The organism is Burkholderia mycopellens (assembly GCF_964265025.1).
GTDB lineage: Bacteria > Pseudomonadota > Gammaproteobacteria > Burkholderiales > Burkholderiaceae > Burkholderia.
In genome coordinates, this window is the sequence record NZ_OZ183803.1 from 2222095 (window position 1) to 2243250 (window position 21156).

General features: G+C 64.6%; 23 protein-coding genes. 3 read left to right on the forward strand and 20 right to left on the reverse strand.

All coding sequences use genetic code 11. The features are described from left to right. Nucleotides 1-398 precede the first annotated feature (398 nt). Together ACPTTC_RS28205 and ACPTTC_RS28210 are read right to left on the reverse strand one after the other, a co-directional pair. Nucleotides 399-575, reverse strand: coding sequence for a hypothetical protein (locus tag ACPTTC_RS28205; RefSeq protein WP_423394827.1), 177 nt, complete (start codon nt 573-575; stop codon nt 399-401). Between the two features lie 10 nt (nt 576-585). Next, nucleotides 586-783, reverse strand: a complete 198-nt coding sequence (locus tag ACPTTC_RS28210) for a hypothetical protein (protein ID WP_423394828.1) — start codon at nt 781-783, stop codon at nt 586-588. Nucleotides 784-809: 26 nt separating this feature from the next. Here ACPTTC_RS28210 and flgE point away from each other — a divergent pair, with 26 nt between their 5' ends. After that, nucleotides 810-2054: a flagellar hook protein FlgE gene (gene flgE / locus ACPTTC_RS28215; RefSeq protein WP_423394829.1), complete on the forward strand. Its 1245-nt coding sequence runs from the start codon at nt 810-812 to the stop codon at nt 2052-2054. Between the two features lie 104 nt (nt 2055-2158). On the opposite strand, the gene asd is transcribed toward flgE, so the two are convergent. From asd to ACPTTC_RS28250, 7 genes are all read right to left on the reverse strand, one after another. Continuing rightward, nucleotides 2159-3280 carry an aspartate-semialdehyde dehydrogenase gene (gene asd, locus ACPTTC_RS28220; RefSeq protein WP_423394830.1) on the reverse strand — a complete coding sequence of 374 codons (1122 nt, stop codon included), beginning with the start codon at nt 3278-3280 and terminating at the stop codon, nt 2159-2161. A gap of 299 nt (nt 3281-3579) precedes the next feature. Further along, nucleotides 3580-4647, reverse strand: a complete 1068-nt coding sequence (leuB, locus tag ACPTTC_RS28225; RefSeq protein ID WP_423394831.1) for a 3-isopropylmalate dehydrogenase — start codon at nt 4645-4647, stop codon at nt 3580-3582. A gap of 79 nt (nt 4648-4726) precedes the next feature. Next, nucleotides 4727-5377, reverse strand: coding sequence for a 3-isopropylmalate dehydratase small subunit (leuD, locus tag ACPTTC_RS28230; RefSeq protein ID WP_175955163.1), 651 nt, complete (start codon nt 5375-5377; stop codon nt 4727-4729). A gap of 68 nt (nt 5378-5445) precedes the next feature. Continuing rightward, nucleotides 5446-5592 carry an entericidin A/B family lipoprotein gene (locus ACPTTC_RS28235; RefSeq protein WP_021158717.1) on the reverse strand — a complete coding sequence of 49 codons (147 nt, stop codon included), beginning with the start codon at nt 5590-5592 and terminating at the stop codon, nt 5446-5448. A 3-nt stretch (nt 5593-5595) separates the two neighbouring features. Continuing rightward, complete coding sequence (leuC, locus tag ACPTTC_RS28240) at nt 5596-7005, reverse strand: 3-isopropylmalate dehydratase large subunit (protein WP_175955162.1); 1410 nt, start codon at nt 7003-7005, stop codon at nt 5596-5598. A 178-nt stretch (nt 7006-7183) separates the two neighbouring features. Continuing rightward, nucleotides 7184-7942, reverse strand: coding sequence for a Tat pathway signal protein (locus ACPTTC_RS28245; RefSeq protein WP_423395729.1), 759 nt, complete (start codon nt 7940-7942; stop codon nt 7184-7186). 32 nt (nt 7943-7974) lie between these two features. Continuing rightward, nucleotides 7975-8796 carry a hypothetical protein gene (locus tag ACPTTC_RS28250; protein WP_423394832.1) on the reverse strand — a complete coding sequence of 274 codons (822 nt, stop codon included), beginning with the start codon at nt 8794-8796 and terminating at the stop codon, nt 7975-7977. A gap of 420 nt (nt 8797-9216) precedes the next feature. Here ACPTTC_RS28250 and ACPTTC_RS28255 point away from each other — a divergent pair, with 420 nt between their 5' ends. Next, the gene (locus ACPTTC_RS28255; RefSeq protein WP_423394833.1) at nt 9217-9942 is read left to right on the forward strand and encodes a glutathione S-transferase; all 726 of its coding nucleotides are present in this window, start codon (nt 9217-9219) and stop codon (nt 9940-9942) included. Nucleotides 9943-10045: 103 nt separating this feature from the next. Here the strand turns inward: ACPTTC_RS28255 and ACPTTC_RS28260 are convergent, their stop codons facing one another. The 5 genes from ACPTTC_RS28260 to ACPTTC_RS28280 form a co-directional block, all read right to left on the reverse strand. After that, nucleotides 10046-11578, reverse strand: a complete 1533-nt coding sequence (locus ACPTTC_RS28260) for an amino acid permease (protein ID WP_423394834.1) — start codon at nt 11576-11578, stop codon at nt 10046-10048. A gap of 102 nt (nt 11579-11680) precedes the next feature. After that, nucleotides 11681-12145 carry an Lrp/AsnC family transcriptional regulator gene (locus ACPTTC_RS28265; protein WP_175955155.1) on the reverse strand — a complete coding sequence of 155 codons (465 nt, stop codon included), beginning with the start codon at nt 12143-12145 and terminating at the stop codon, nt 11681-11683. A gap of 98 nt (nt 12146-12243) precedes the next feature. Continuing rightward, nucleotides 12244-13002, reverse strand: coding sequence for a dimethylarginine dimethylaminohydrolase family protein (locus tag ACPTTC_RS28270; protein WP_175955154.1), 759 nt, complete (start codon nt 13000-13002; stop codon nt 12244-12246). Between the two features lie 209 nt (nt 13003-13211). Further along, nucleotides 13212-14462 (reverse strand): DUF1479 domain-containing protein, encoded by a 1251-nt coding sequence (locus tag ACPTTC_RS28275; RefSeq protein WP_423394835.1) that lies wholly within the window; start codon nt 14460-14462, stop codon nt 13212-13214. Between the two features lie 110 nt (nt 14463-14572). Then, entirely contained in the window at nt 14573-14962 is a 390-nt protein-coding gene (locus ACPTTC_RS28280; RefSeq protein ID WP_226195028.1) for a VOC family protein, read from the reverse strand. A 72-nt stretch (nt 14963-15034) separates the two neighbouring features. On the opposite strand from ACPTTC_RS28280, the gene ACPTTC_RS28285 reads away from it, so the two are divergent. Further along, on the forward strand, nt 15035-16012 hold the full coding sequence (locus ACPTTC_RS28285) for a helix-turn-helix domain-containing protein (protein WP_423394836.1): 978 nt from the start codon (nt 15035-15037) through the stop codon (nt 16010-16012). 91 nt (nt 16013-16103) lie between these two features. Here the strand turns inward: ACPTTC_RS28285 and gltA are convergent, their stop codons facing one another. From gltA to sdhC, 6 genes are all read right to left on the reverse strand, one after another. After that, nucleotides 16104-17405: a citrate synthase gene (gene gltA, locus ACPTTC_RS28290; RefSeq protein WP_011355741.1), complete on the reverse strand. Its 1302-nt coding sequence runs from the start codon at nt 17403-17405 to the stop codon at nt 16104-16106. A gap of 66 nt (nt 17406-17471) precedes the next feature. Next, entirely contained in the window at nt 17472-17744 is a 273-nt protein-coding gene (locus ACPTTC_RS28295; RefSeq protein WP_011355742.1) for a succinate dehydrogenase assembly factor 2, read from the reverse strand. An 84-nt stretch (nt 17745-17828) separates the two neighbouring features. After that, nucleotides 17829-18530, reverse strand: coding sequence for a succinate dehydrogenase iron-sulfur subunit (locus ACPTTC_RS28300; protein ID WP_011658352.1), 702 nt, complete (start codon nt 18528-18530; stop codon nt 17829-17831). Nucleotides 18531-18551: 21 nt separating this feature from the next. Next, a complete protein-coding gene (gene sdhA, locus ACPTTC_RS28305) occupies nt 18552-20327 on the reverse strand; it encodes a succinate dehydrogenase flavoprotein subunit (RefSeq protein ID WP_175955146.1) in 1776 nt (591 codons plus the stop codon). Nucleotides 20328-20330: 3 nt separating this feature from the next. Continuing rightward, on the reverse strand, nt 20331-20699 hold the full coding sequence (gene sdhD, locus ACPTTC_RS28310; RefSeq protein WP_011355745.1) for a succinate dehydrogenase, hydrophobic membrane anchor protein: 369 nt from the start codon (nt 20697-20699) through the stop codon (nt 20331-20333). A gap of 4 nt (nt 20700-20703) precedes the next feature. Then, a complete protein-coding gene (sdhC, locus tag ACPTTC_RS28315; RefSeq protein WP_423394837.1) occupies nt 20704-21120 on the reverse strand; it encodes a succinate dehydrogenase, cytochrome b556 subunit in 417 nt (138 codons plus the stop codon). Nucleotides 21121-21156 lie beyond the last annotated feature (36 nt).

The window sequence follows — 21156 nt, forward strand, 5'->3', positions numbered from 1 at the left end:
CGGTTGAAAGCGTCAATAAAGTTGCCGCAGAAATGCAAAAGCGTCGCGTGGAACGCGACGCTTTCGGCGGGTCTGTGCGTCGTAACCGCGTAGTTTACTTCACGCGATCGGGTTCGGGCCGAATTCATCGCCGATGGGTGCAATCGATCGAGTGTGCGCGTCGGGGCGTCCCGAGATCGGGCGCGTTGGCGCGTGGGCACACACGCTGCAGCCTGCGCCTTCGATCGATCGGAAGCACGTCTCTCACTGATGAAAAAAACCGTCCGGCCGCATCGCATCCCGAACGCATGTCGCAGCCTTTGCTCGCTCAACGGTGCGGTTCGCACAACCCGTGGCCCGACGCAGAGGTACGGCCGGGGAATCCGGTGCGTTTGCTCAATAATTCGCGCCGCCTGCCGTTAATGGAACAACAAGCGCCAATCAAAATAAATCAAGCCAACCACCATCCCATTAAAATAAATTTCAATTGATCGATAAGAGGCCAATTCCCCTTTCTTATCGTCTAATTGAATATTTCCGCCGCAAAACCCCCGCCCCACAAGGCTCTCCAGCCTCATCTCCACTTCATTACTCATACGAAAACGATCATTTCGACAGCAATTCAATTACATTACACAAAATTACACAGATCAAATAATTGCCGTCGCTAGGATCGTCTTCAAACAAGAATCGGCGCAGTTCGACCATCGCGCTCGCACCCGCCGGAAACGCGGGAACGCGGACGGCCGGGCTGACGCCGAGAGGTGCCAGGGAGGCATCGCGCAGTCGCACGACTGCATTCACTCACCAGCTCGTTACGGGGATCGAACATGGGCTATCAACAGGGTTTGAGCGGGTTGGCCGGCGCGGCGAACCATCTCGACGTGATCGGCAACAACATCGCGAACGCAAACACGGTTGGCTTCAAGCAGGGTCGCGCGAACTTCGCCGACATGTACGCGAATTCGGTCGCGACGTCGACCAACACGCAGATCGGCATCGGCACGCGGCTCGCATCGGTGCAGCAGCAATTCGGCCAGGGGACGATCAACACGACGAAGTCGTCGCTCGACATCGCGATCAACGGTAACGGCTTCTTCCAGATGTCGAACAACGGCGTGACGACGTACTCGCGTGACGGCGTATTCCACCGCGACAAGAGCGGCGCCATCGTCGACGCGCAAAACCGCAACCTGATGGGCTATGCGGCAGGCCCGGGCGGCGTCATCAACACCGCGGCGACCGTGCCGCTGCAGGCGCCGACCAACAACATCTCGCCACAGGCGACGACGAAGATCACCGGCCAGTTCAACCTGAACTCGCAGGACAAGGTGCCGGCCAAGACGCCGTTCAATGCGGGCGACAACACCACGTACAACTACAATTCGTCAATTCAGGTGTACGACACGCTCGGCGGCGCGCAACAGGTGTCGATGTATTTCACGAAGAACGCGGCCGGCGCCTGGCAGGCCTACGCGGGCGTGCAAGGCCAGACGCCGACGAATCTCGGCACCGTCACGTTCGACGCGTCCGGCCGGATCAGCTCGACGACGTCGGCCGCAACCGGCCAGCCGACGCCTAGCCTCGGCCAGTTCGCGTTCTCGATCCCCAACGCGTCGGGCGGCGCCAATCCGCAAAACCTGACGCTCGACCTGAGCGGCACGACGCAGTTCGGCGGAAAAAGCGGCGTGAACAATCTCGCACAGGACGGCTTCGCGAGCGGCACGCTGACGACGTTCTCGATCGGCGCCGACGGCAAGCTCACGGGCAATTACTCGAATGGCCAGAGCGCGGTGCTCGGCCTGATCGCGCTCGCGAACTTCAACAACCCGAATGGGCTCGAGAACATCGGCGGCAATCAGTATGTGGAAACCGCCGCGTCGGGTGTGCCGCAGATCTCCGCGCCGGGCAGCACGAACCACGGCACGCTGCAGGGGAGCGCGCTGGAAAACTCGAACGTCGACCTGACGTCCGAGCTCGTGAACCTGATCAAGGCGCAGCGCGACTACCAGGCCAATGCGCAGACGATCAAGACCCAGCAGACCGTCGACCAGACGCTCCTGAACATGCGCTGACCCGCGCATGAAAAACGCGCCGCGCCAGCCTTGATATCGTCAAGGCCGACGCGGCGCGCGATCTTGTGCACCGCGGCCCGCGTATCGCGGGCCGGTTATCCCGCTTACTTGTCGAGCAGGATGCGCAGCATGCGGCGCAGCGGCTCGGCCGCGCCCCACAGCAGCTGGTCGCCGACCGTGAACGCCGACAGGTATTCACCGCCCATCGCGAGCTTGCGCAGGCGGCCGACCGGCACCGTCAGCGTGCCCGTGACGTTCGCCGGCGACAGGTCGCGCATCGACGCTTCACGCTCGTTCGGCACGACCTTCACCCAGTCGTTCGCCGATGCGAGGATGCCGTTGATCTCGTCGAGCGGCACGTCCTTGTTCAGCTTGATCGTCAGCGCCTGCGAGTGACAGCGCATCGCGCCGATCCGCACGCACAGGCCGTCGACCGGGATCGAACCCGGCTCGCCCATGGCCGGCTTGCCGAGAATCTTGTTGGTTTCCGCGCCGCCCTTCCACTCTTCCTTCGACATCCCGTTGCCGAGATCCTTGTCGATCCACGGAATCAGCGAGCCCGCGAGCGGCACGCCGAAGTGGCTCGTCGGCATCGAATCGCTGTTCATCGCGGCCAGCACGCGGCGGTCGATATCGAGGATCGCGGAAGCCGGATCGGCGAGCTGCGCCTGAACCGCGCCGTTCAGCGTACCCATCTGCGACAGCAGTTCGCGCATGTTCTGCGCGCCCGCGCCCGATGCAGCCTGGTAGGTCATCGCCGTCATCCAGTCGACGAGGTTCTCGCGGAACAGGCCGCCGAGCGCCATCAGCATCAGGCTGACCGTGCAGTTGCCGCCGATGAAGTTCTTCGTGCCCTTGACGAGCGCATCCTTGATCACGTCGAGGTTGACCGGATCGAGGATGATGACCGCGTCGTCCTTCATCCGCAGCGACGATGCCGCATCGATCCAGTAGCCGTTCCAGCCGGCCGCGCGCAGCTTCGGGAACACTTCGTTCGTGTAGTCGCCGCCCTGGCACGTGATGATCACGTCGCACTTCTTCAGCTCGTCGACGTTGGTCGCATCCTTGAGCGTAGTCTCGTTTTTCGCGAACGAGGGCGCTTTGCCGCCCGTGTTGCTGGTGCTGAAAAACACCGGTTCGATCAGGTCGAAATCGCCCTCTTCCTGCATGCGCTGCATCAGGACGCTGCCGACCATGCCGCGCCAACCTACGAGACCTACGTTCATGACTAACCCTTTGATGGAGCTTCCCCGCCATTTCCGTCCCCGATGTGACCGCGCGGGGAAATAGGCGGGCACGACGGACGATCAGCGTTTAATGATCGTTTTCGTGGTAATGGTTTTCGTGATGACGATGGCGCGCGCACCCGCACGGGCTGTGTTGCCGTGGAGTTTCAAGACCGGGGAGATCAGGGAAATAAGCGCCATCGTTCGAGTCTACACAAAGCCGGTGGCCCGCACAACGGCCAACCGCTTGCGAACCGGCCGATTTCGCGGCCCGTTCGCACCCTTTCTACATGACTGCGTTACAGCGCCGCGACCACCGCGTCGCCCATCGCTGTCGTACCGACCTTCTGGCAGCCCGGCGTCGCAATGTCGCCCGTCCGGTAGCCCTGTTCGAGCACCGTTTTCACCGCGCGCTCGATGCGATCGGCCTGCTCCGCACGATTCAGCGAGTAGCGCAGCATCATCGCGGCCGACAGGATCGTCGCGAGCGGGTTCGCGATGCCCTTGCCCGCGATGTCCGGCGCCGAACCGTGCGACGGCTCGTACAGGCCCTTGTTGTTCTTGTCGAGCGACGCCGACGGCAGCATGCCGATCGAGCCCGTCAGCATCGACGCCTCATCCGACAGGATATCGCCGAACATGTTGCCCGTGACGATCACGTCGAATTGCTTCGGCGCCTTCGCAAGCTGCATCGCCGCATTGTCGACGTACATGTGCGACAGCTCGACGTCCGCGTATTCCTTCGACACGTCGATCATGATGTCGCGCCAGAACTGCGACGTCTCGAGCACGTTCGCCTTGTCGACCGACAGCAGCTTCTTCGCGCGCTTGCGGGCCGCCTGGAACGCGACGTGCGCGATGCGGCGCACTTCCGGTTCCGAATAACGCATCGTGTCGAAACCTTCGCGCTCGCCGGCGAACAGGCCGTCCGGTGCAGCGCGCACGCCGCGCGGCTGGCCGAAGTAGATGTCGCCGTTCAGTTCGCGCACGATCAGGATGTCGAGGCCCGCGACCAGCTCGGGCTTCAGCGGCGATGCATCGACGAGCTGCGGATAGCAGATCGCCGGGCGGAAGTTCGCGAACAGCTCGAGGTGCTTGCGCAGCCCGAGGATCGCCTGCTCGGGGCGCAGCGCGCGCTCGAGCGAATCGTACTTCCAGTCGCCCACGGCGCCGAACAGGATCGCGTCGGCTTCCTTCGCGAGCTTCAGCGTCGCGTCCGGCAGCGGATGGCCGCTTGCCTCGTAGCCCGCGCCGCCGACCGGCGCCTGTTCGAGTTCGAACTTCTCGTCGAGTGCGTTCAGCACCTTCACGGCTTCATCGACGATTTCCGGACCGATGCCGTCGCCCGGCAGCACTGCAATCTTCATGCGAAATTCCTGACTGGGTAGGTTTTTATGGAGGCAGGCCGGCGAACGCGCCGCCGGCGCGCCCGCCCGAAAGGCACGATCAGCCGACCAGCTTGGTGTTGAGCCACGGCTGCTTCACCAGGCGCTCGGCTTCGAACTGGCGAATCTTGTCCGCGTGGCGCAGCGTGAGGCCGATGTCGTCGAAGCCGTTCAACAGGCAGTACTTGCGGAACGCGGTGATCTCGAACGGATACTCGCGGCCGTCGCCCGTGCGCACGACCTGCGCGTCGAGGTCGACCGTGACCTCGAAGCCGTTGAACGCGACCGTCTCGTTGAACAGGTGATCGACCTGCTGCTCGGTCAGCACGATCGGCAGCAAGCCGTTCTTGAAGCAGTTGTTGAAGAAGATATCCGCGAAGCTCGGCGCGATGATCGCGCGGAAACCGTACTGCTGCAGCGCCCACGGCGCGTGCTCGCGCGAGCTGCCGCAGCCGAAGTTCTTGCGCGCGAGCAGCACGGATGCGCCCTGGTAGCGCGGCTGGTTCAGCACGAAGTCGGGATTCAGCGGACGCTTCGAGTTGTCCTGGCCCGGCTCGCCGTGATCGAGGTAACGCCATTCATCGAACGCGTTCGGACCGAAGCCCGTGCGCTTGATCGACTTCAGGAACTGCTTCGGGATGATCGCGTCGGTGTCGACGTTCTCGCGATCGAGCGGCGCCACGACGCCGGTATGTACTGTGAATTTTTCCATGATCCGTCTATCCGGTTGGAGGGCCGGCGTTCAGCCGGCGCACATCGACAAATTCTCGGCGGGAATCGTCACTCCGCGGCGCGCTTCAGCGCGTTGCCGGCGGCGTTGACGTCCTGCCCGAAGCCCTGGACGGTATTGCAGCCCGCGAGGCCGAAACCCAGCCCCGCCAGCGCCAGCGCGGCAACCAGCCGCGCAATGACCTTCGATGCCGTCACGCGTCACCCCAGCTTGCGAATGTCGACGAAGTGACCTTCGATCGCCGCGGCCGCCGCCATCGCGGGGCTCACCAGGTGCGTGCGACCGCCCGCGCCCTGCCGGCCTTCGAAGTTGCGGTTCGACGTCGACGCGCAGCGCTCGCCCGGATCGAGCCGGTCGGCGTTCATCGCGAGGCACATCGAGCAGCCCGGCTCGCGCCATTCGAAGCCCGCATCCGTGAACACCTTGTCGAGCCCTTCGCGTTCGGCCTGTGCCTTCACGAGGCCCGAGCCCGGCACGACCATCGCGAGCCGCACGTTCGATGCGACGCGACGGTTCAGCTTCTTCACGACATACGCGGCTGCGCGGATGTCCTCGATGCGCGCGTTCGTGCACGAGCCGATGAAGATCTTGTCGACCTTGATCGATTCGATCGGCGTGTTCGGCTCGAGCGCCATGTAGGCCAGCGCACGCTCCATCGCATCACGCTTGACCGGATCCTTCTCGCGCTCGGGATCCGGCACGCGACCGTCGATCGACGTGACCATTTCCGGCGACGTGCCCCACGTGACCTGCGGGACGATTTCGGCTGCGTTCAGCTCGACCACGCGATCGAACTGCGCACCGTCGTCCGACTTGAACTGGCGCCAGTACTCGACGGCCTGGTCCCATTCCGCGCCGGTCGGCACGAACGGGCGGCCTTTCAGGTAATCGATCGTCGTATCGTCGACGGCAACCATGCCTGCGCGCGCACCGGCTTCGATCGCCATGTTGCAGACGGTCATCCGGCCTTCCATCGTCAGCGCGCGGATCGTCGAGCCGCCGAATTCGATCGCGTAGCCCGTGCCGCCGGCCGTGCCGATCTTGCCGATGATCGCGAGCACGATGTCCTTCGCGGTACAACCGCGCGGCAGCGTGCCTTCGACCTTCACGAGCATGTTCTTGCTCTTCTTCTGCAACAGGGTTTGCGTCGCGAGCACGTGCTCGACTTCCGACGTGCCGATGCCGTGTGCGAGCGCGCCGAATGCGCCGTGTGTCGACGTATGCGAATCACCGCACACGATCGTCATGCCCGGCAGCGTCGCGCCCTGCTCCGGCCCGATGATGTGGACGATGCCCTGGCGCACGTCGTTCATCTTGAACTGCGTGATGCCGAACGCATCGCAGTTCGCGTCGAGCGTGTCGACCTGGAGCTTCGAGACGGGATCGGCGATGCCGTGGCTGCGATCGGTGGTCGGCACGTTGTGGTCCGACACGGCCAGGTTCGCGCTGATGCGCCACACCGGACGCTGCGCCATCTTCAGCCCTTCGAACGCCTGCGGGCTCGTGACTTCATGCAGCAGCTGACGGTCGATGTAGAGCAAAGTCGTGCCGTCTTCCTCGGTGTGGACCACGTGGGTGTTCCACAGTTTGTCGTAGAGAGTCTGTGCCATGGGTATGCGGGGTCGTTGTGACTACAAGCCTTGCGGATGCGGTCGATTATGCCACGCAGAACGCGTCACGACGCAGGCCGGATGCGAAAAAACCCATTAAAAACAGTGGTTTGGCTGGTAGTGCCAATACCTGTATCGGCATTACCAGCCAAACGGGGCGCGCCGGTGCGTCGCGGCTTCAGCCGTTCGGATACTCGCGATTGATCAGGTCGAGCCGCAGCATGCCGAGCTGCACACCCGCATTGCTCATCAGGTAGAGATCGCGCCGCCGCAAGGCCGGCATCGACGCCGACGTGTCGTAGAGCGACGGCAGCGTGAGGCTGGCCGGCACGGCGACCTGCATCCCTGCCGCAGCCGACACGCGCACGGCGATCGACGCCTGATCCGAATGCGTGACGACAGCGACCTTGCCGAGCGCCGCGGCCGAGCCGGCCTGCCTGACGATCGCGGCGGCCACGCCATCGGGCGTCGGTATCGGGCTGCCGGCAACCAGGGCCGGCGTCGCGATCGACGTCACGCCGGCCGTCAGCCCGTACTTCGATGCGAGCACGCTCGCGACCTCCTGCTGCGCGTAGATCGGGGCCGAGACCTTCTGTCGAAGCTGGAACACGGCGTCGGCGATCGCCTCGTTCACGGGGCCCGGCATCGGTGTGGTGCCGGATGTCGGGGCACGACTGCCGAAGCTGAACGCGGCAATCGTGTGGATGCCGGCAGCGTCGACGGTCGGCGGCGCCCACGCGAAAAACGTGTCGAACAGGTAGCCTGTTTCGTCGGTGGCGGTCGCGCGATCGTTCAGTTCGTTCGTCAGCTTGCCGAGCATCTGGCGCTGCAATTCCGCATCGGAAACGGGGGCATCATTCGCGAAAGCCGGGGCAACGGACGCGCACGAGGCGGCCAGCAACGAAGAGGAAGCCAGGAAATGGCGGCGGGTCGTCATGGTCATGAGGTTCGAGTGAGGAGCGGCGGGCGTCAGCCCTTCGGGAACGCCTGCATCGTCGCGGTCACCGCGCGGGCAAGCATCTGCGCATACATGTCGTGCACGAGATAGAGGCTGCGGTTGCGCGTCCACGGCTGGCCCGATTGCGGGTCGTACATCGTCGGCAGCGACACCTCCGCCACCGCCGCGGCCTTCATGCCCGCCTGCTGCGAGGTCTGGATGCAGCGCTTCGCATGGTCGCGATGGCCGACCACCGCAACGGTGCCCATCGCCGCCGCGCCGCCCGCGCGCGACACGGCCACGGCCGCGACACCGGCCGTGCTCAGGTACACGATCGAGCCGTCGCTCGCGATCACCGGCTCGACCGACGACAGCACGTCGGCGCCCATCCCGTACTTCGACACGAGAAAGCGCGCGATCTCCCACTGCGCATAGACCTTCACCGGTTTCAGCTGGCGAATGCGGTACACGGCATCCGCGAGCGCTTCGTTGACGGGCCCCGGGTCGGGTAGCGCCGATTGGTTGCCGCCGGTGCTCGACGTATTGCCGCTTGCCGCATTCGGGCGATTGCCGAAGCTGTACGCGACGATCGCGCCGATCTGTGCAGCCGGCACCGTCGGCAGATCCCACGTGAAGCCGACATCGGTCAACGCCGGCACGATCGCGTTGACCGTCGCCGCGTCGCCGAGCTGCGCGTTGAGCTTCGCGGACATCTGCGCGGCCAGCGCCGCATCGGTCACGGGCGCCGACGTGACGTCGTCACCGCCGCATGCGCTCAACAACGGCGCCACGGCAACCGCGGGCGCGGTAACCAGGAATTTTCTGCGTAAAGAAGCCGACGGGTTCAGATTCATGAGAAATACGAAATGATGCGAGCAACGCCGACAGCCGGTCACGGCGTTGCAAATCGCGGGTTCACGGGAAATGACAACCTGACGCGTCGCGCGGTTGGGCGATGGATGGCAGGCTCGACGCTCGAATCGAATCGCTGCGCATCGGTAGAGTGACGATGCGGGATCGTAGTGGGCATTTATTAAATCGCGGTGAACCTGTCGATCGGATGCAAACGCTCGCCCCTCCGTTTCATCCATGGACGCACGCATTTCATCCATGTACGGCCCCGAAGACGGCACGCGCAACGCGTAGCGCGCGATGCACGCGGTACTTTTCCCGCGATCGCCTAGACTGTCTATTCGCAGCGGGTGGCACGCGACACGCGGCCGCCCGGTCGTCACGATGCCTGTGGCAGCCGGTTCAACGAACGGGAAGACAGCATGCGATACGAACTGTATTACTGGCCCGAGATCCAGGGCCGGGGCGAGTACGTGCGGCTCGCACTTGAAGCCGCCGAAGCCGACTATGTCGACGTCGCGCGCGAATCCGGGCGCGGCATGGGCGTGCCGGCGATGATGCGCATGATGGACGGCACCAAGGCCGAATGCGTGCCGTTCGCGCCGCCGTTCCTGAAGGCCGGTGACCTGATCATCGGGCAGACCGCGAACATCCTGCTGTTTCTCGGCGCGCGGCTCGGGCTCGCGCCTGACGACGAAGCCGGCCGGCTGTGGGTGCACCAGCTTCAGCTGACCGTCGCCGATTTCGTCACCGAGATCCACGACACGCACCATCCGATCGCAAGCTGCCTCTACTACGAGGATCAGCGGGCGGAAGCCGCCGAGCGCGCAGCCGATTTTCTGGAAAACCGGCTGCCGAAATTCCTCGGCTACTTCGAGCGCGTACTCGACCAGAATCCGCACAAGAGCGGCTACCTCGCCGGCAACGCACTCAGTTATGCGGACCTGTCGATGTTCCAGACGATCGAGGGCCTGCGCTACGCGTTTCCGAAAGCGATGAAGCGTGCGGAGCGGAAGATCGCGGCGCTGGTCGCGCTGCACGACCGCGTCGCACTGAATCCGCCGGTCGCGCTCTATCTCGAGTCGGAACGCCGTATCCCGTTCAACGACATGGGCATCTTCCGGCACTATCCGGAGCTGGACAAGTAACGCCGGCACGGCATCCGCGCCGCTTCATGCGAGGCGGCCGCCGCATCGGCACCGGCCGGGCGCTACGGCCGGCGCCCGTTACCGCGCCCTCCGTGCCGGGCCGTCAGCGCGGCTGCCCGTGCTGCGTGGCCGCTGCATCGACGGCCTCGACCGAACGCGTCAGCCACGGCCCGATGTCCATCTCCTCGTAGCGCACGAGCCGGCTCTTGCGCGCACGGCGATACGCCCACCAGATCGCGACGAACAGCGGAATCCATACGTAGATCGACAGCACTTCCATCCAGTCGATGCGGGCCGCGAAGAACGCCTGGTAATCCTGCCCGAGCGAGATCACGATGCAGATCGCGATCGCAAACAGCGGCCCGAACGGAAACCATTTCGCGCGGTAAGGCAGTTGATCGAGCCGGTAGCCCTGCTTCAGGAACCCCTTGCGGAACCGGTAATGGCAAACCGCGATACCGAGCCACGCGATGAAGCCGGTGATACCGACCGTATTCAGCAACCACAGATAGATGCCCTGGTTGTTGGACAGCGACGTGAGGAAGCACAGCCCGCCGACGGCCATCGTCGCGTATAGCGCGTTGCGCGGCACGCCACCCGGCGACAGCGTCGCGAACATCGCAGGCGCGCGCCCTTCCGCAGCGAGGTTGTACAGCATCCGCGTCGCCGCGTAGGTGCCAGAATTGCCGGCCGACAGCACGGCCGTCAGGATCACGAGATTCATTGCGCCGGCCGCGAGCCGGAAACCCGCGTGGCTGAACACCAGCGTGAACGGGCTCACGCCGATGTCGGTCACGTCGCTCTTCAGCAGGTTCGGATCCGTGTATGGCACCAGCAGCCCGATCACGAAGATCGCGAACACGTAGAACAGCATGATCCGCCAGAAGATCTGCTTCACCGCGCGCGGGATCGTCTTGCGCGGGTTTTCCGATTCGCCAGCGGTGATCCCGACCAGCTCGGTGCCGAGAAACGAAAAGCCCGCGATCAGCGCGACGCTCATCATCGCGTGCACGCCGCCGACGAACGGGGCGTCGCCCGTCGTGAAGTTGCGCAAACCGACCGGGCGGCCGTTCCCGATCAGGCCGGCCGCGATCAGCAGCCCGGCCGCGATGAACGCGACCACGGTGACGACCTTGATCAGCGAGAACCAGTATTCCGATTCACCGAAGCCGCGCACCGACAGCGTATTCAGCAGGAAGATCAGCACGAGGAAGCCCGCGCCCCACCAGATGCCCGGTATGGTTGGAAACCAGTAGCGCATCACGATCTGTGCGGCGACCAGCTCGATCGCGATCGTCACGGCCCAGCTGTACCAGTAGGTCCAGCCGAGCGCGACGCCGAAGCCTTCGTCGACGTACTTCTCGCCGTAGATCGCAAACGAGCCCGATACCGGCATCAGTGCGGCCATCTCGCCGAGGCCCGTGACGACGAAGTACACCATCAGCCCGATCGCGATATACGCGGCAATCGCACCGCCCGGCCCGGCCTGCGCGACCGACGCACCCGACGCGACGAACAGCCCCGTGCCGATCGAGCCGCCGATCGCGATCATCGCGATGTGGCGGCCCTGCAGACGGCGCTTCAGCGTCGTTCCGGACGGTTCGGCCGTTTCCGCTGCCGCTTGCAAAGCATCCATAGTGTTCATCCTGGTTCGGTTTGAGCTTGACGATTTGATTCGGAATGCAAATCGTCAGGCCCGGTCATTCGCGTCGACACCGGCCCTTCCCGGCCGGCCGCATCACACGACGCTGCGCTTGATCGCCTGCAGTTCGGCCGTCGTCACGATCTTTTCGATCCGGAACCGCGGGCTTTCCAGCCACGCGTTCGCGATCCGCCGGTACTCGTCGAGATCCTCGCACGCGAGCCGCACGAGAAAATCGAACGTGCCGCTGACGAGCCAGCAATCGAGCACGGCCGGATTCGCCCGCATTTCGTCCTCGAACGGCGCCTGCGAACGCCCGTGGTCGGCTAGTGTGACCTGCGCGATCACGACGATCGGCTTGGTCGCGCGCGGCGCCTTGATCACCGCGCGGTACCCTTCGATCACACCGAGCGCCTCGAGCCGCTCGACACGCGCCTGGCACGGCCGCGGCGTGAGGTTCACGAGCTCGGACAGCTTCCGGTAGGAAATGCGCCCGTCGGTGCGCAGGATGTCGAGGATCCGGAGATCGATCTTGTCGAGCTGCATCTTCTTGTCGGTCATCCGCGTTCGCTCCGGTCGGGTCGTGGCTGGTGCGCGCAACGTCTCCTGTTCCGCGCGGGGGCCACATTATCCGGCCGAAGCGGCCGCGCGCCAATCGGCTAGAACCGCAGCGACAGGCAGGTCAGGCCGCCGTCCATCTTGCGGAACTCGCTCGTATCGATCACGTGCAGCGGCAGCCCGAGCGACGCGATCGCATCGTGCACGCGCGGGTAACCGGCCGGCGTGATCAGCGTGCCGTTCACGCGCAGCGTGTTGCCCGCGTATTCGTCGGCAGCCGAGATCGCGATCCGGCGATAGTCGGCGAACGCCGGATGCGCGGCGAGCGCCTCGGTCACGAGCAGCGTGTCGTCGCCGAGCGCGTTGACGACCGACTTGAGATGCAGGCCGGCGCCCACCGGCACCGCGACGACCGAATAACCGTAGCGCGACACGAGCGATTCGAATGCGGCGATGCCTTCGGCATCGGTACGGCCCGTCAGGCCAATGTAGAAACGCTTGCCGACCTGCATCACGTCGCCGCCGTCGAGACGGCCGTCCTGCATCGGCAGCAAGTCGCGATGCGCGGCCAGCGCCGCTTCGATGTGCGCCGTCTCGCCACGCCGCGCCGGCGCACCGGGGCGCGTGATCACCGCGAATTCCGGCGTCACGACCGCGGTGTCCTCGACGAAGTGCGAATCGGGGAACGCCTCCAGCGGCGGCAGTTCGGTCAGCTCGACGCCGAGCGTGCGCAGCGCTTCGCAGTAAGCGTGGAACTGGGTGAGCGTCTTGTCGTAATCGGGCGCGCCGAGTTCGGCGGTGGTCAGGCCCGCGCCACAGGACGGCGCGGGTCGGCGAACGATCGCTTGCGTGAATTGCATCGACTCCTCCATGGTCAGCGCCACATCCGTGCGTCACACGGGCGGCTGCGTTGTGTCCGGACCATTATCGGAAGCCAAATTGCGCAATTCGCGTCGATTTCGGCTGCGCCGACAGCCGATTACGTCGAATTGTGCGCGGCGCGCAGCGGATTCGGCAGCTCACCCGCCCCCTGCCTGGCGAGCCGCCGCTTTCACATGCCGCATGCCTGCTACACGTGCGCCCCGAACCCCATCTGCAAACGACCGAGCGCCGTGAGATCGCCCTCCCCGCCGCGTCCGTCGAATTCGACCTCGAAATGATCGGCCGGGAAGTCGGGCGGGCTCTCGCCACGCAGGAACGCGGCCCGCTGGCGTTGCAGGTACGCGTCGCTCTTCGCGCAACCGGGCGCGGCCGCGATGTACATCACGTTGCTGTCGCCGCTGCCGCGGTGCGCATCCTCGACCGCGTGCACGACGTCGCCGTGCCAGAACACCGCGTCGCCCGGCTCCATGTGCGGGATCGGCACCAGCGCGTCGAGCAGCAGTGCGTGCCATTCAGGCCGGATCGACAGCGCCCGGCCGGGACGCGCGCCGCACAGGTCATCGTCGGCCACATCGTCCTGCAGCGCGCGCAGCACGATGTAGGCCATCGCGTTCGCGACCGGGATCAACTGCAGCGTGCCGTCGCCGGGCCCTTGCGGCGTCAGTGCGGTCCAGCCCTGGAACGTACGGAACATCGAGCACACAGCCGGCGACGGAATCTCCTCGACGTCGGGACGAAACGCCGCGTCGAACGGATCGTAATCGCGCCAGTTGCCGGCCAGCACGTGACGGTAGACCTGGCGGAAATTCGCGCCGAGCCAGCGTTCGACGGAACCGCCGTCGACATGCGGCGACAGCCCGAGCGACGTCGAGCCGGGCGGGCGGCGACGAATCCGGTCAGCATAGGCCGGCACCTGGTCGGGATCGAAGTGCGTGCGCCCGCCGTGCGCGTGCCGCCACAGGCGGTTCAGGAACACACGCGCCTGGGTCAGTGCCGGCGACTGGCGCGCAGCCACCTGCGGCTTCGACCAGTAGACGCCGTAGATCTGCGGCTTGCCCGACGCGAGGTTCCCGAAATAGCGATCCTCGGCACGCGCGTGCAGCCGCTCGGTGAAGCGGTTCGCGTCCAGGTACGCACCGATCTCGTCGTTCCAGTCGCGCGCCTGCCGCGCATCGAATACGCCACGGATCACGACCGCGCCATGCGTGCGGATCGCAGCAATCGCGTGCGGATCGACGGTACCGCTCGCGATGTCCTCAAACGGCACCACCGGAATGACGTCATGGCCATGCGCATGCGCACGCCGGATCGCGTCGACCTGCCGTGCGATATCGCCCACCAGTTCGCGAAACGTGGCCGCATGACCGGGCAAGTCGGCGCGCAGCGCTCTTTTCGCGTCGCGAATCGCGGCAGGCAGGTCGTCAATCGTCAGTTGCATCGTGGTCTCCTCGCTGACAGGTGTCGTGATGTGCTGTCAGCGTACGGCCGATGCTCGGCCATCGTCACCACTATCCGGCCAACTATCGATACAATTCGGACAACCGTGCCTCACTCCGGACGATGACAGACCACGCACAGCTTGTTGCCGTCCGGATCGCGGAAATAAGCGCCGTAGTAGTCTCGGTGATAGTCCGGCCGCAGGCCCGGCGGCCCTTCGCAGGTGCCGCCGTGGCGCAGCGCGAGCGCGTGGCAGCGATCGACGTGCGCGCGGGTCGGCGCAACGAACGCGATCGTGTGGCCATTGCCCGGTTCGGGCGCGCGGCCGTCGAGCGGCTGGCCAAAGAAGAACAGCGGCCGGTCGGTGTCGGCCGGCATCCAGCCCGACCAGCCGTCCGGTTCGCGAAATTTGAGGCGCAACCCGAGTTCCGCGAATAGCGGTGCGTAGAAATCGTAGGCGCGCGCGGTGTCGGTCACACCCACGCAAACATGTGAAAACATGGCATCGCTCCGTCGTGACGATTGCTCACGATCATGCCACGGCGCGATGCCGGCCCTCGCCCGGAGGCCGCGATGAAACCGCAGTACGAGCACGTGACGTTCGCTCCCGGCTGTTCGATCCGCGTCTATCACCGTCAGCTCGCGCGCATTCCGTTCGAATGGCATCGCCATCCCGAATACGAACTGACACTGACGCTCAACAGCCGCGGTCGGCGCTTCATCGGCGATCACGTCGCGCACTACGCGGACGACGACCTGGTGCTCGTGCCGCCCAACCTGCCACATACCTGGTCGTCGAATGCACGCATCGATCGCGATGCGCCCGAAGTCGCGCTCGTCATCTGGTTCGACGGCGACTGGGCGCGGCGCCTGGCCGACTGTTGCCCGGAATACGCGCCGCTGCGCTCGCTGCTGCGGCGTGCCGCACCGGGCCTGCGTTTCGGCGCGGACGCGGCCCGGGCGATGCGCGCACGACTGCCGCAGTTGCTCGATCCGTCTCCACGCGCACGGCTCGCGGCGGCGCTCGACACGCTCGCCGATCTCGCGCAAGCCGGCGGCGAACCGCTCGCCACCGCGCACACGTATGCCCCGACCGACGGCGCGACACCGCCCGCCAGCGTGGCCGCCCCCGAAGCCGAACGCCTCGACCGCGTGCTCGACGCAATCGACCGGCATTTCCACGAACCGCTGCGCATCGGCGCGCTCGCCGCCACTGCTCACATGTCCGAACGCACTTTGCAACGCCTGTTCGTCCGGCATCTCGGCGAAAGCGTCGGCCGCTACGTGCAGCGGCTGCGGCTCGCGCATGCGTGCCGCCATCTCGTCGGCACCGACTGGCCGATCGCGACCGTGGCCGTGCGCTGCGGCATTCCGAATGCCGCGAACTTCAACCGACAATTCCTCGCCGCGCGCGGGATGACGCCCGGCGCATACCGGCAGTTCTTCGTGCAGCACGGCCATGCGCCCGATGACGACGCGCCCGCACTCGACACGCGCCCGCCGTCGCTCGAGCGCCGCGCCGGCCCGGGCGACCCTCGGCCGCACAAATGAAAACACCCCGACGGGATGACCCGTCGGGGTGTCGTGGCGTTGCGTTTCGCCCGACGCGAGCGGCCTGCCGGCCGTTCGCGCCGCGCACGACTTAACGTGCGTTGAGCGGCTTCGCTTCGCGCGGCGTATCGCCGATGAACAGCTGGCGCGGACGGCCGATCTTCTGCTCCGGATCGCCGATCATTTCGTTCCACTGTGCGATCCAGCCGACCGTACGTGCCATCGCGAAGATACACGTGAACATCGACGTCGGGATGCCCAGCGCGCGCTGGACGATGCCCGAGTAGAAGTCGACGTTCGGGTACAGCTTGCGCGACACGAAGTATTCGTCTTCCAGCGCGATCTTCTCGAGCTGCATCGCGAGCTTGAACAGCGGGTCGTCGTGCAGGCCCAGTTCGTTCAGCACTTCGTAGCACGTTTCGCGCATCAGCTTCGCACGCGGGTCGTAGTTCTTGTACACGCGGTGACCGAAGCCCATCAGCTTCACGCCCGAATTCTTGTCCTTCACCTGCTTGATGAATTCGGGGATGTTGTCCGGCGAACCGATCTGCTCGAGCATGTTCAGCGCGGCTTCGTTCGCACCACCGTGCGCCGGGCCCCACAGACACGCGATACCGGCCGCGATACATGCGAACGGGTTCGCGCCCGACGAGCCGGCAAGGCGCACGGTCGACGTCGATGCGTTCTGCTCGTGATCGGCGTGCAGGATCAGGATGCGATCGAGTGCGCGGACGAGCACGTCGTTGACCTTGTACTCTTCGCACGGGTTCGAGAACATCATGTGCATGAAGTTCGCGCTGTACGACAGCGAGTTCTTCGGATACACGAACGGCTGACCGATGCTGTACTTGTACGCCATCGCGACGAGCGTCGGCAGCTTCGCGATCATGCGGATCGCCGACACTTCACGGTGACGCGGATCGTTGATGTCGAGCGAGTCGTGGTAGAACGCCGACAGCGCGCCGACCGCAGCGACCAGGATCGCCATCGGGTGTGCATCGCGACGGAAGCCACGGAAGAAGAAGTGCATCTGCTCGTGCACCATCGTGTGCTTCGTGACGGTATCGACGAATTCCTTCTTCTGCGCTGCGTTCGGCAGTTCACCCTTCAGCAGCAGGTAGCAGCTTTCGAGGAAGTCGGCGTTTTGCGCGAGGTTGTCGATCGGGTAACCGCGGTACAGCAGTTCGCCCTTGTCGCCGTCGATGTACGTGATCGCCGAATTACAAGCTGCCGTCGACATGAAGCCCGGGTCGTACGTGAACTTGCCGGTCTGGCCGTACAGCTTGCGGATGTCGATCACGTCCGGGCCCATCGTGCCCTTGTAGATCGGCAGTTCGACGCTCGGAGAGTTGTCGCTGAACGATAGCGTGGCTTTAACATCAGACGGAGTCATGGCACATCCTCAATCGAAATAAAGAAACGGGATTCGATAACGGGCACAGCGCGTTACACCTTGGCGTTACACGTTGCGCAGCATCTCCAACAGCCGGTGAATGTCCGGGCTGTCTAGGTCGCCTTCTGGTTCCTTGCGCGCGAGGAGCAAGTCCATCAGGTCGTTGTCGCTCAGATCGAGCAGGCGCGACAACGCGCCTACGTCTGCATCGGTGAGGTCATGCTCGTATCTGCTGAAGAAACGCTCGAAAATGATGTCGTTCTCCAGCAGACCCCGCCGCGCACGCCAGCGAAGGCGTGCGCGACGGTGCGGGTCGGATTGATGCGAATCGTCGCTCATCTCGCAGACTCCCGCAGGGCCGCCCCAAGGGTGTCGACACCCCCTCGGGGGGCAGCGAACGCAGTGAGCTTGGGGGTCGTCATATCAAACCGCGCGGCGAACCATCAGTTCCTTGATCTTGCCGATCGCCTTCGTCGGGTTCAGGCCCTTCGGGCAGACGTCGACGCAGTTCATGATCGTGTGGCAACGGAACAGACGGTACGGGTCTTCCAGGTTGTCGAGACGCTCGCCGGTAGCCGTGTCGCGGCTGTCCGCGATGAAGCGGTAAGCCTGCAGCAGGCCGGCCGGGCCGACGAACTTGTCCGGGTTCCACCAGAAGCTCGGGCACGACGTCGAGCAGCTCGCGCACAGAATGCACTCGTACACGCCGTCGAGCTCGTCGCGCTCTTCCGGCGACTGGAGGCGTTCCTTCTCCGGCGGCGGCGCGTCGTTGATCAGGTACGGCTTGATCGAGTGGTACTGGTTGAAGAAGTGCGTCATGTCGACGATCAGGTCGCGCACGACGGGCAGGCCCGGCAGCGGACGCAGCACGATCTTCTGCGGCAGGTCGTTCAGGTTCGTCAGGCACGCGAGACCGTTCTTGCCGTTGATGTTCATCGCGTCCGAACCGCACACGCCTTCGCGGCACGAACGGCGGAACGACAGCGTCTCGTCCACGGCCTTCAGCTTCACCAGTGCGTCGAGCAGCATGCGCTCGTGCTGGATCTCGAGCTCGTACGTCTGCATGCGCGGCGCTGCGTCCTTGTCCGGATCGTAGCGGTAGACTTCAAAAATGCGTTTTGCCATTTCGGATTCCTTTGACTCGGCTTAGAACGTGCGCGGCTTCGGCGGCACGGATTCGACCGTCAGCGGCTTCATTTGAACCGGCTTGTAGTCGAGGCGATCGCCTTCGCTGTACCACAGCGTGTGGCGCAGCCAATTCTCGTCGTCGCGGTGTTCGTAGTCGCTGTGGGCGTGTGCGCCACGGCTTTCCTTACGTGCTTCCGCCGACACCATCGTTGCGCGAGCAACTTCGATCAGGTTCTCCAGCTCGAGCGCTTCGACGCGCGCGGTGTTGAACACCTTCGACTTGTCCTTCAGGTGGATGCTTTCCACGCGCGCCTTCAGGCCGGCCATCTGGTCGACGCCTTCCTTCAGCAGTTCCGACGTGCGGAACACGCCTGCGTGCTTCTGCATCGTCGAGCGGATGTCGTTCGCGACGTCCTGCGTGTATTCACCCGAAGTCGACTTGTCGAGCTTCGCCAGGCGCGCCAGCGAGAATTCGCCCGCATCGGCCGGCAGCGGCTTGTGTTCCTTCTGGTTCTTCACGTGCTCGACGATGTGGTTGCCGGCCGCACGGCCGAACACCACGAGATCCAGCAGCGAGTTCGTGCCGAGGCGGTTCGCGCCGTGCACGGACACGCACGAGCATTCGCCCACTGCGTAGAAGCCGTTGACCGGATCCTTGTGACCGCGCGACGTGCCGACGACCTGACCGTGGATGTTGGTCGGGATGCCGCCCATTTGGTAGTGGATCGTCGGGACGACCGGGATCGGTTCCTTGATCGCGTCGACGTTCGCAAACTTCAGCGCGATTTCGCGGATCGACGGCAGACGCTTCATGATCGTCTCGGCACCGATGTGCGACAGGTCGAGCAGCACGTGATCCTTGTTCGGACCCACGCCGCGGCCTTCCTTGATTTCCTGGTCCATCGAACGCGACACGAAGTCACGCGGCGCCAGATCCTTCAGCGTCGGCGCGTAGCGCTCCATGAAACGCTCGCCGTTCGCGTTGCGCAGGATACCGCCTTCACCGCGCACGCCTTCGGTGATCAGCACGCCCGCGCCGGCCACGCCGGTCGGGTGGAACTGCCAGAACTCCATGTCCTGCAGCGCGATGCCCGAACGCGCGGCCATGCCGAGGCCGTCGCCGGTGTTGATGAACGCGTTGGTCGATGCCGCGAAGATCCGGCCTGCGCCGCCCGTCGCGAACAGCGTGGTCTTGCCTTCCATGATGTAGACGTCGCCCGTCTCCATCTCGAGGGCCGTCACACCGAGCACGTCGCCTTCCGCGTCGCGGATCAGGTCGAGCGCCATCCATTCGACGAAGAACTGCGTCTTCGCTTCGACGTTCTGCTGGTACAGCGTGTGCAGCAGTGCGTGACCGGTACGGTCGGCGGCCGCGCAAGCGCGCTGAACCGGCTTCTCGCCGTAGTTCGCGGTGTGGCCGCCGAACGGGCGCTGGTAGATCGTGCCGTCGGCGTTACGGTCGAACGGCATGCCGAAGTGCTCGAGTTCGTACACGACGTTCGGCGCTTCACGGCACATGAACTCGATCGCGTCCTGGTCGCCGAGCCAGTCGGAGCCCTTGATCGTGTCGTAGAAGTGGAAGTGCCAGTTGTCTTCGCTCATGTTGCCGAGCGACGCGCCGATGCCGCCCTGCGCGGCCACCGTGTGCGAACGGGTCGGGAACACCTTCGACAGCACGCCGACCGACAGGCCCGCGCGCGACAGTTGCAGCGCCGCGCGCAAGCCGGAGCCGCCTGCGCCGACGATCACTACGTCAAACTTGCGGCGCGGGAGGGAAGTTTTGATTGCAGCCATTCTTTACACTCTCCAGAGAATCTGCGCGGCGTAGCCCGCACATGCGAGCAGCCAGACGATGGTCAGCGATTGCAGCAGCAGGCGCACACCGACGGGCTTCACGTAGTCCATCCAGATGTCGCGCACGCCGACCCATGCGTGGTAGAAGAGGGAAAGCAGCATCACGAAGGTGGCGAGCTTCATCCATTGCGCGGCGAAGATCGATGCCCAGCCTTCGTACGAGAAATCGTGCGCGCCGAAGAACAGGACGAGCAGAATGACCGTGTAGACCGCCATGATCGTGGCGGTGATGCGCTGCGCAAGCCAGTCACGCAGGCCGTAATGTGCGCCGACGACGAGGCGCTTCGAGCCGATTCGGTTATTGGCTGCCATTTTCTTAGAATGCTCCGAACAGTTTGAGTGCCATGGCGATCGTCAGGGCGATCGAGACGACAAAGGCGACGGCTGCCGTCCGCTTGCCGCCTTCCTTCGTGACGGCGTCGTGGTTGACGTCCATCAGCAGGTGGCGAATGCCCGCGCAGAAATGGTGGAAGAAGGCCCACGACAATGCGAGGACGATCAGCTTGACGACGATGTTGGAGAGGAAAGCCTTGAAGACTTCGAAGCTGAGCTCGGACGTGAGGCTCTGATCGAAGAGGAACAGCAGGAACGGCAGGAACAAGAACAGCAGCGCGCCGCTGACTCGATGGAGGATCGACAAAGTCGCTGCCAGCGGCATGCGATATTTCATCGTGATATCGCTGAATCCGATGTTCCGGTATTCCGGCCTCGGCTTTCTTACTGCATCAGTCATGCTAGACCCCTACTATGTTGTCACACTAATCCGCGA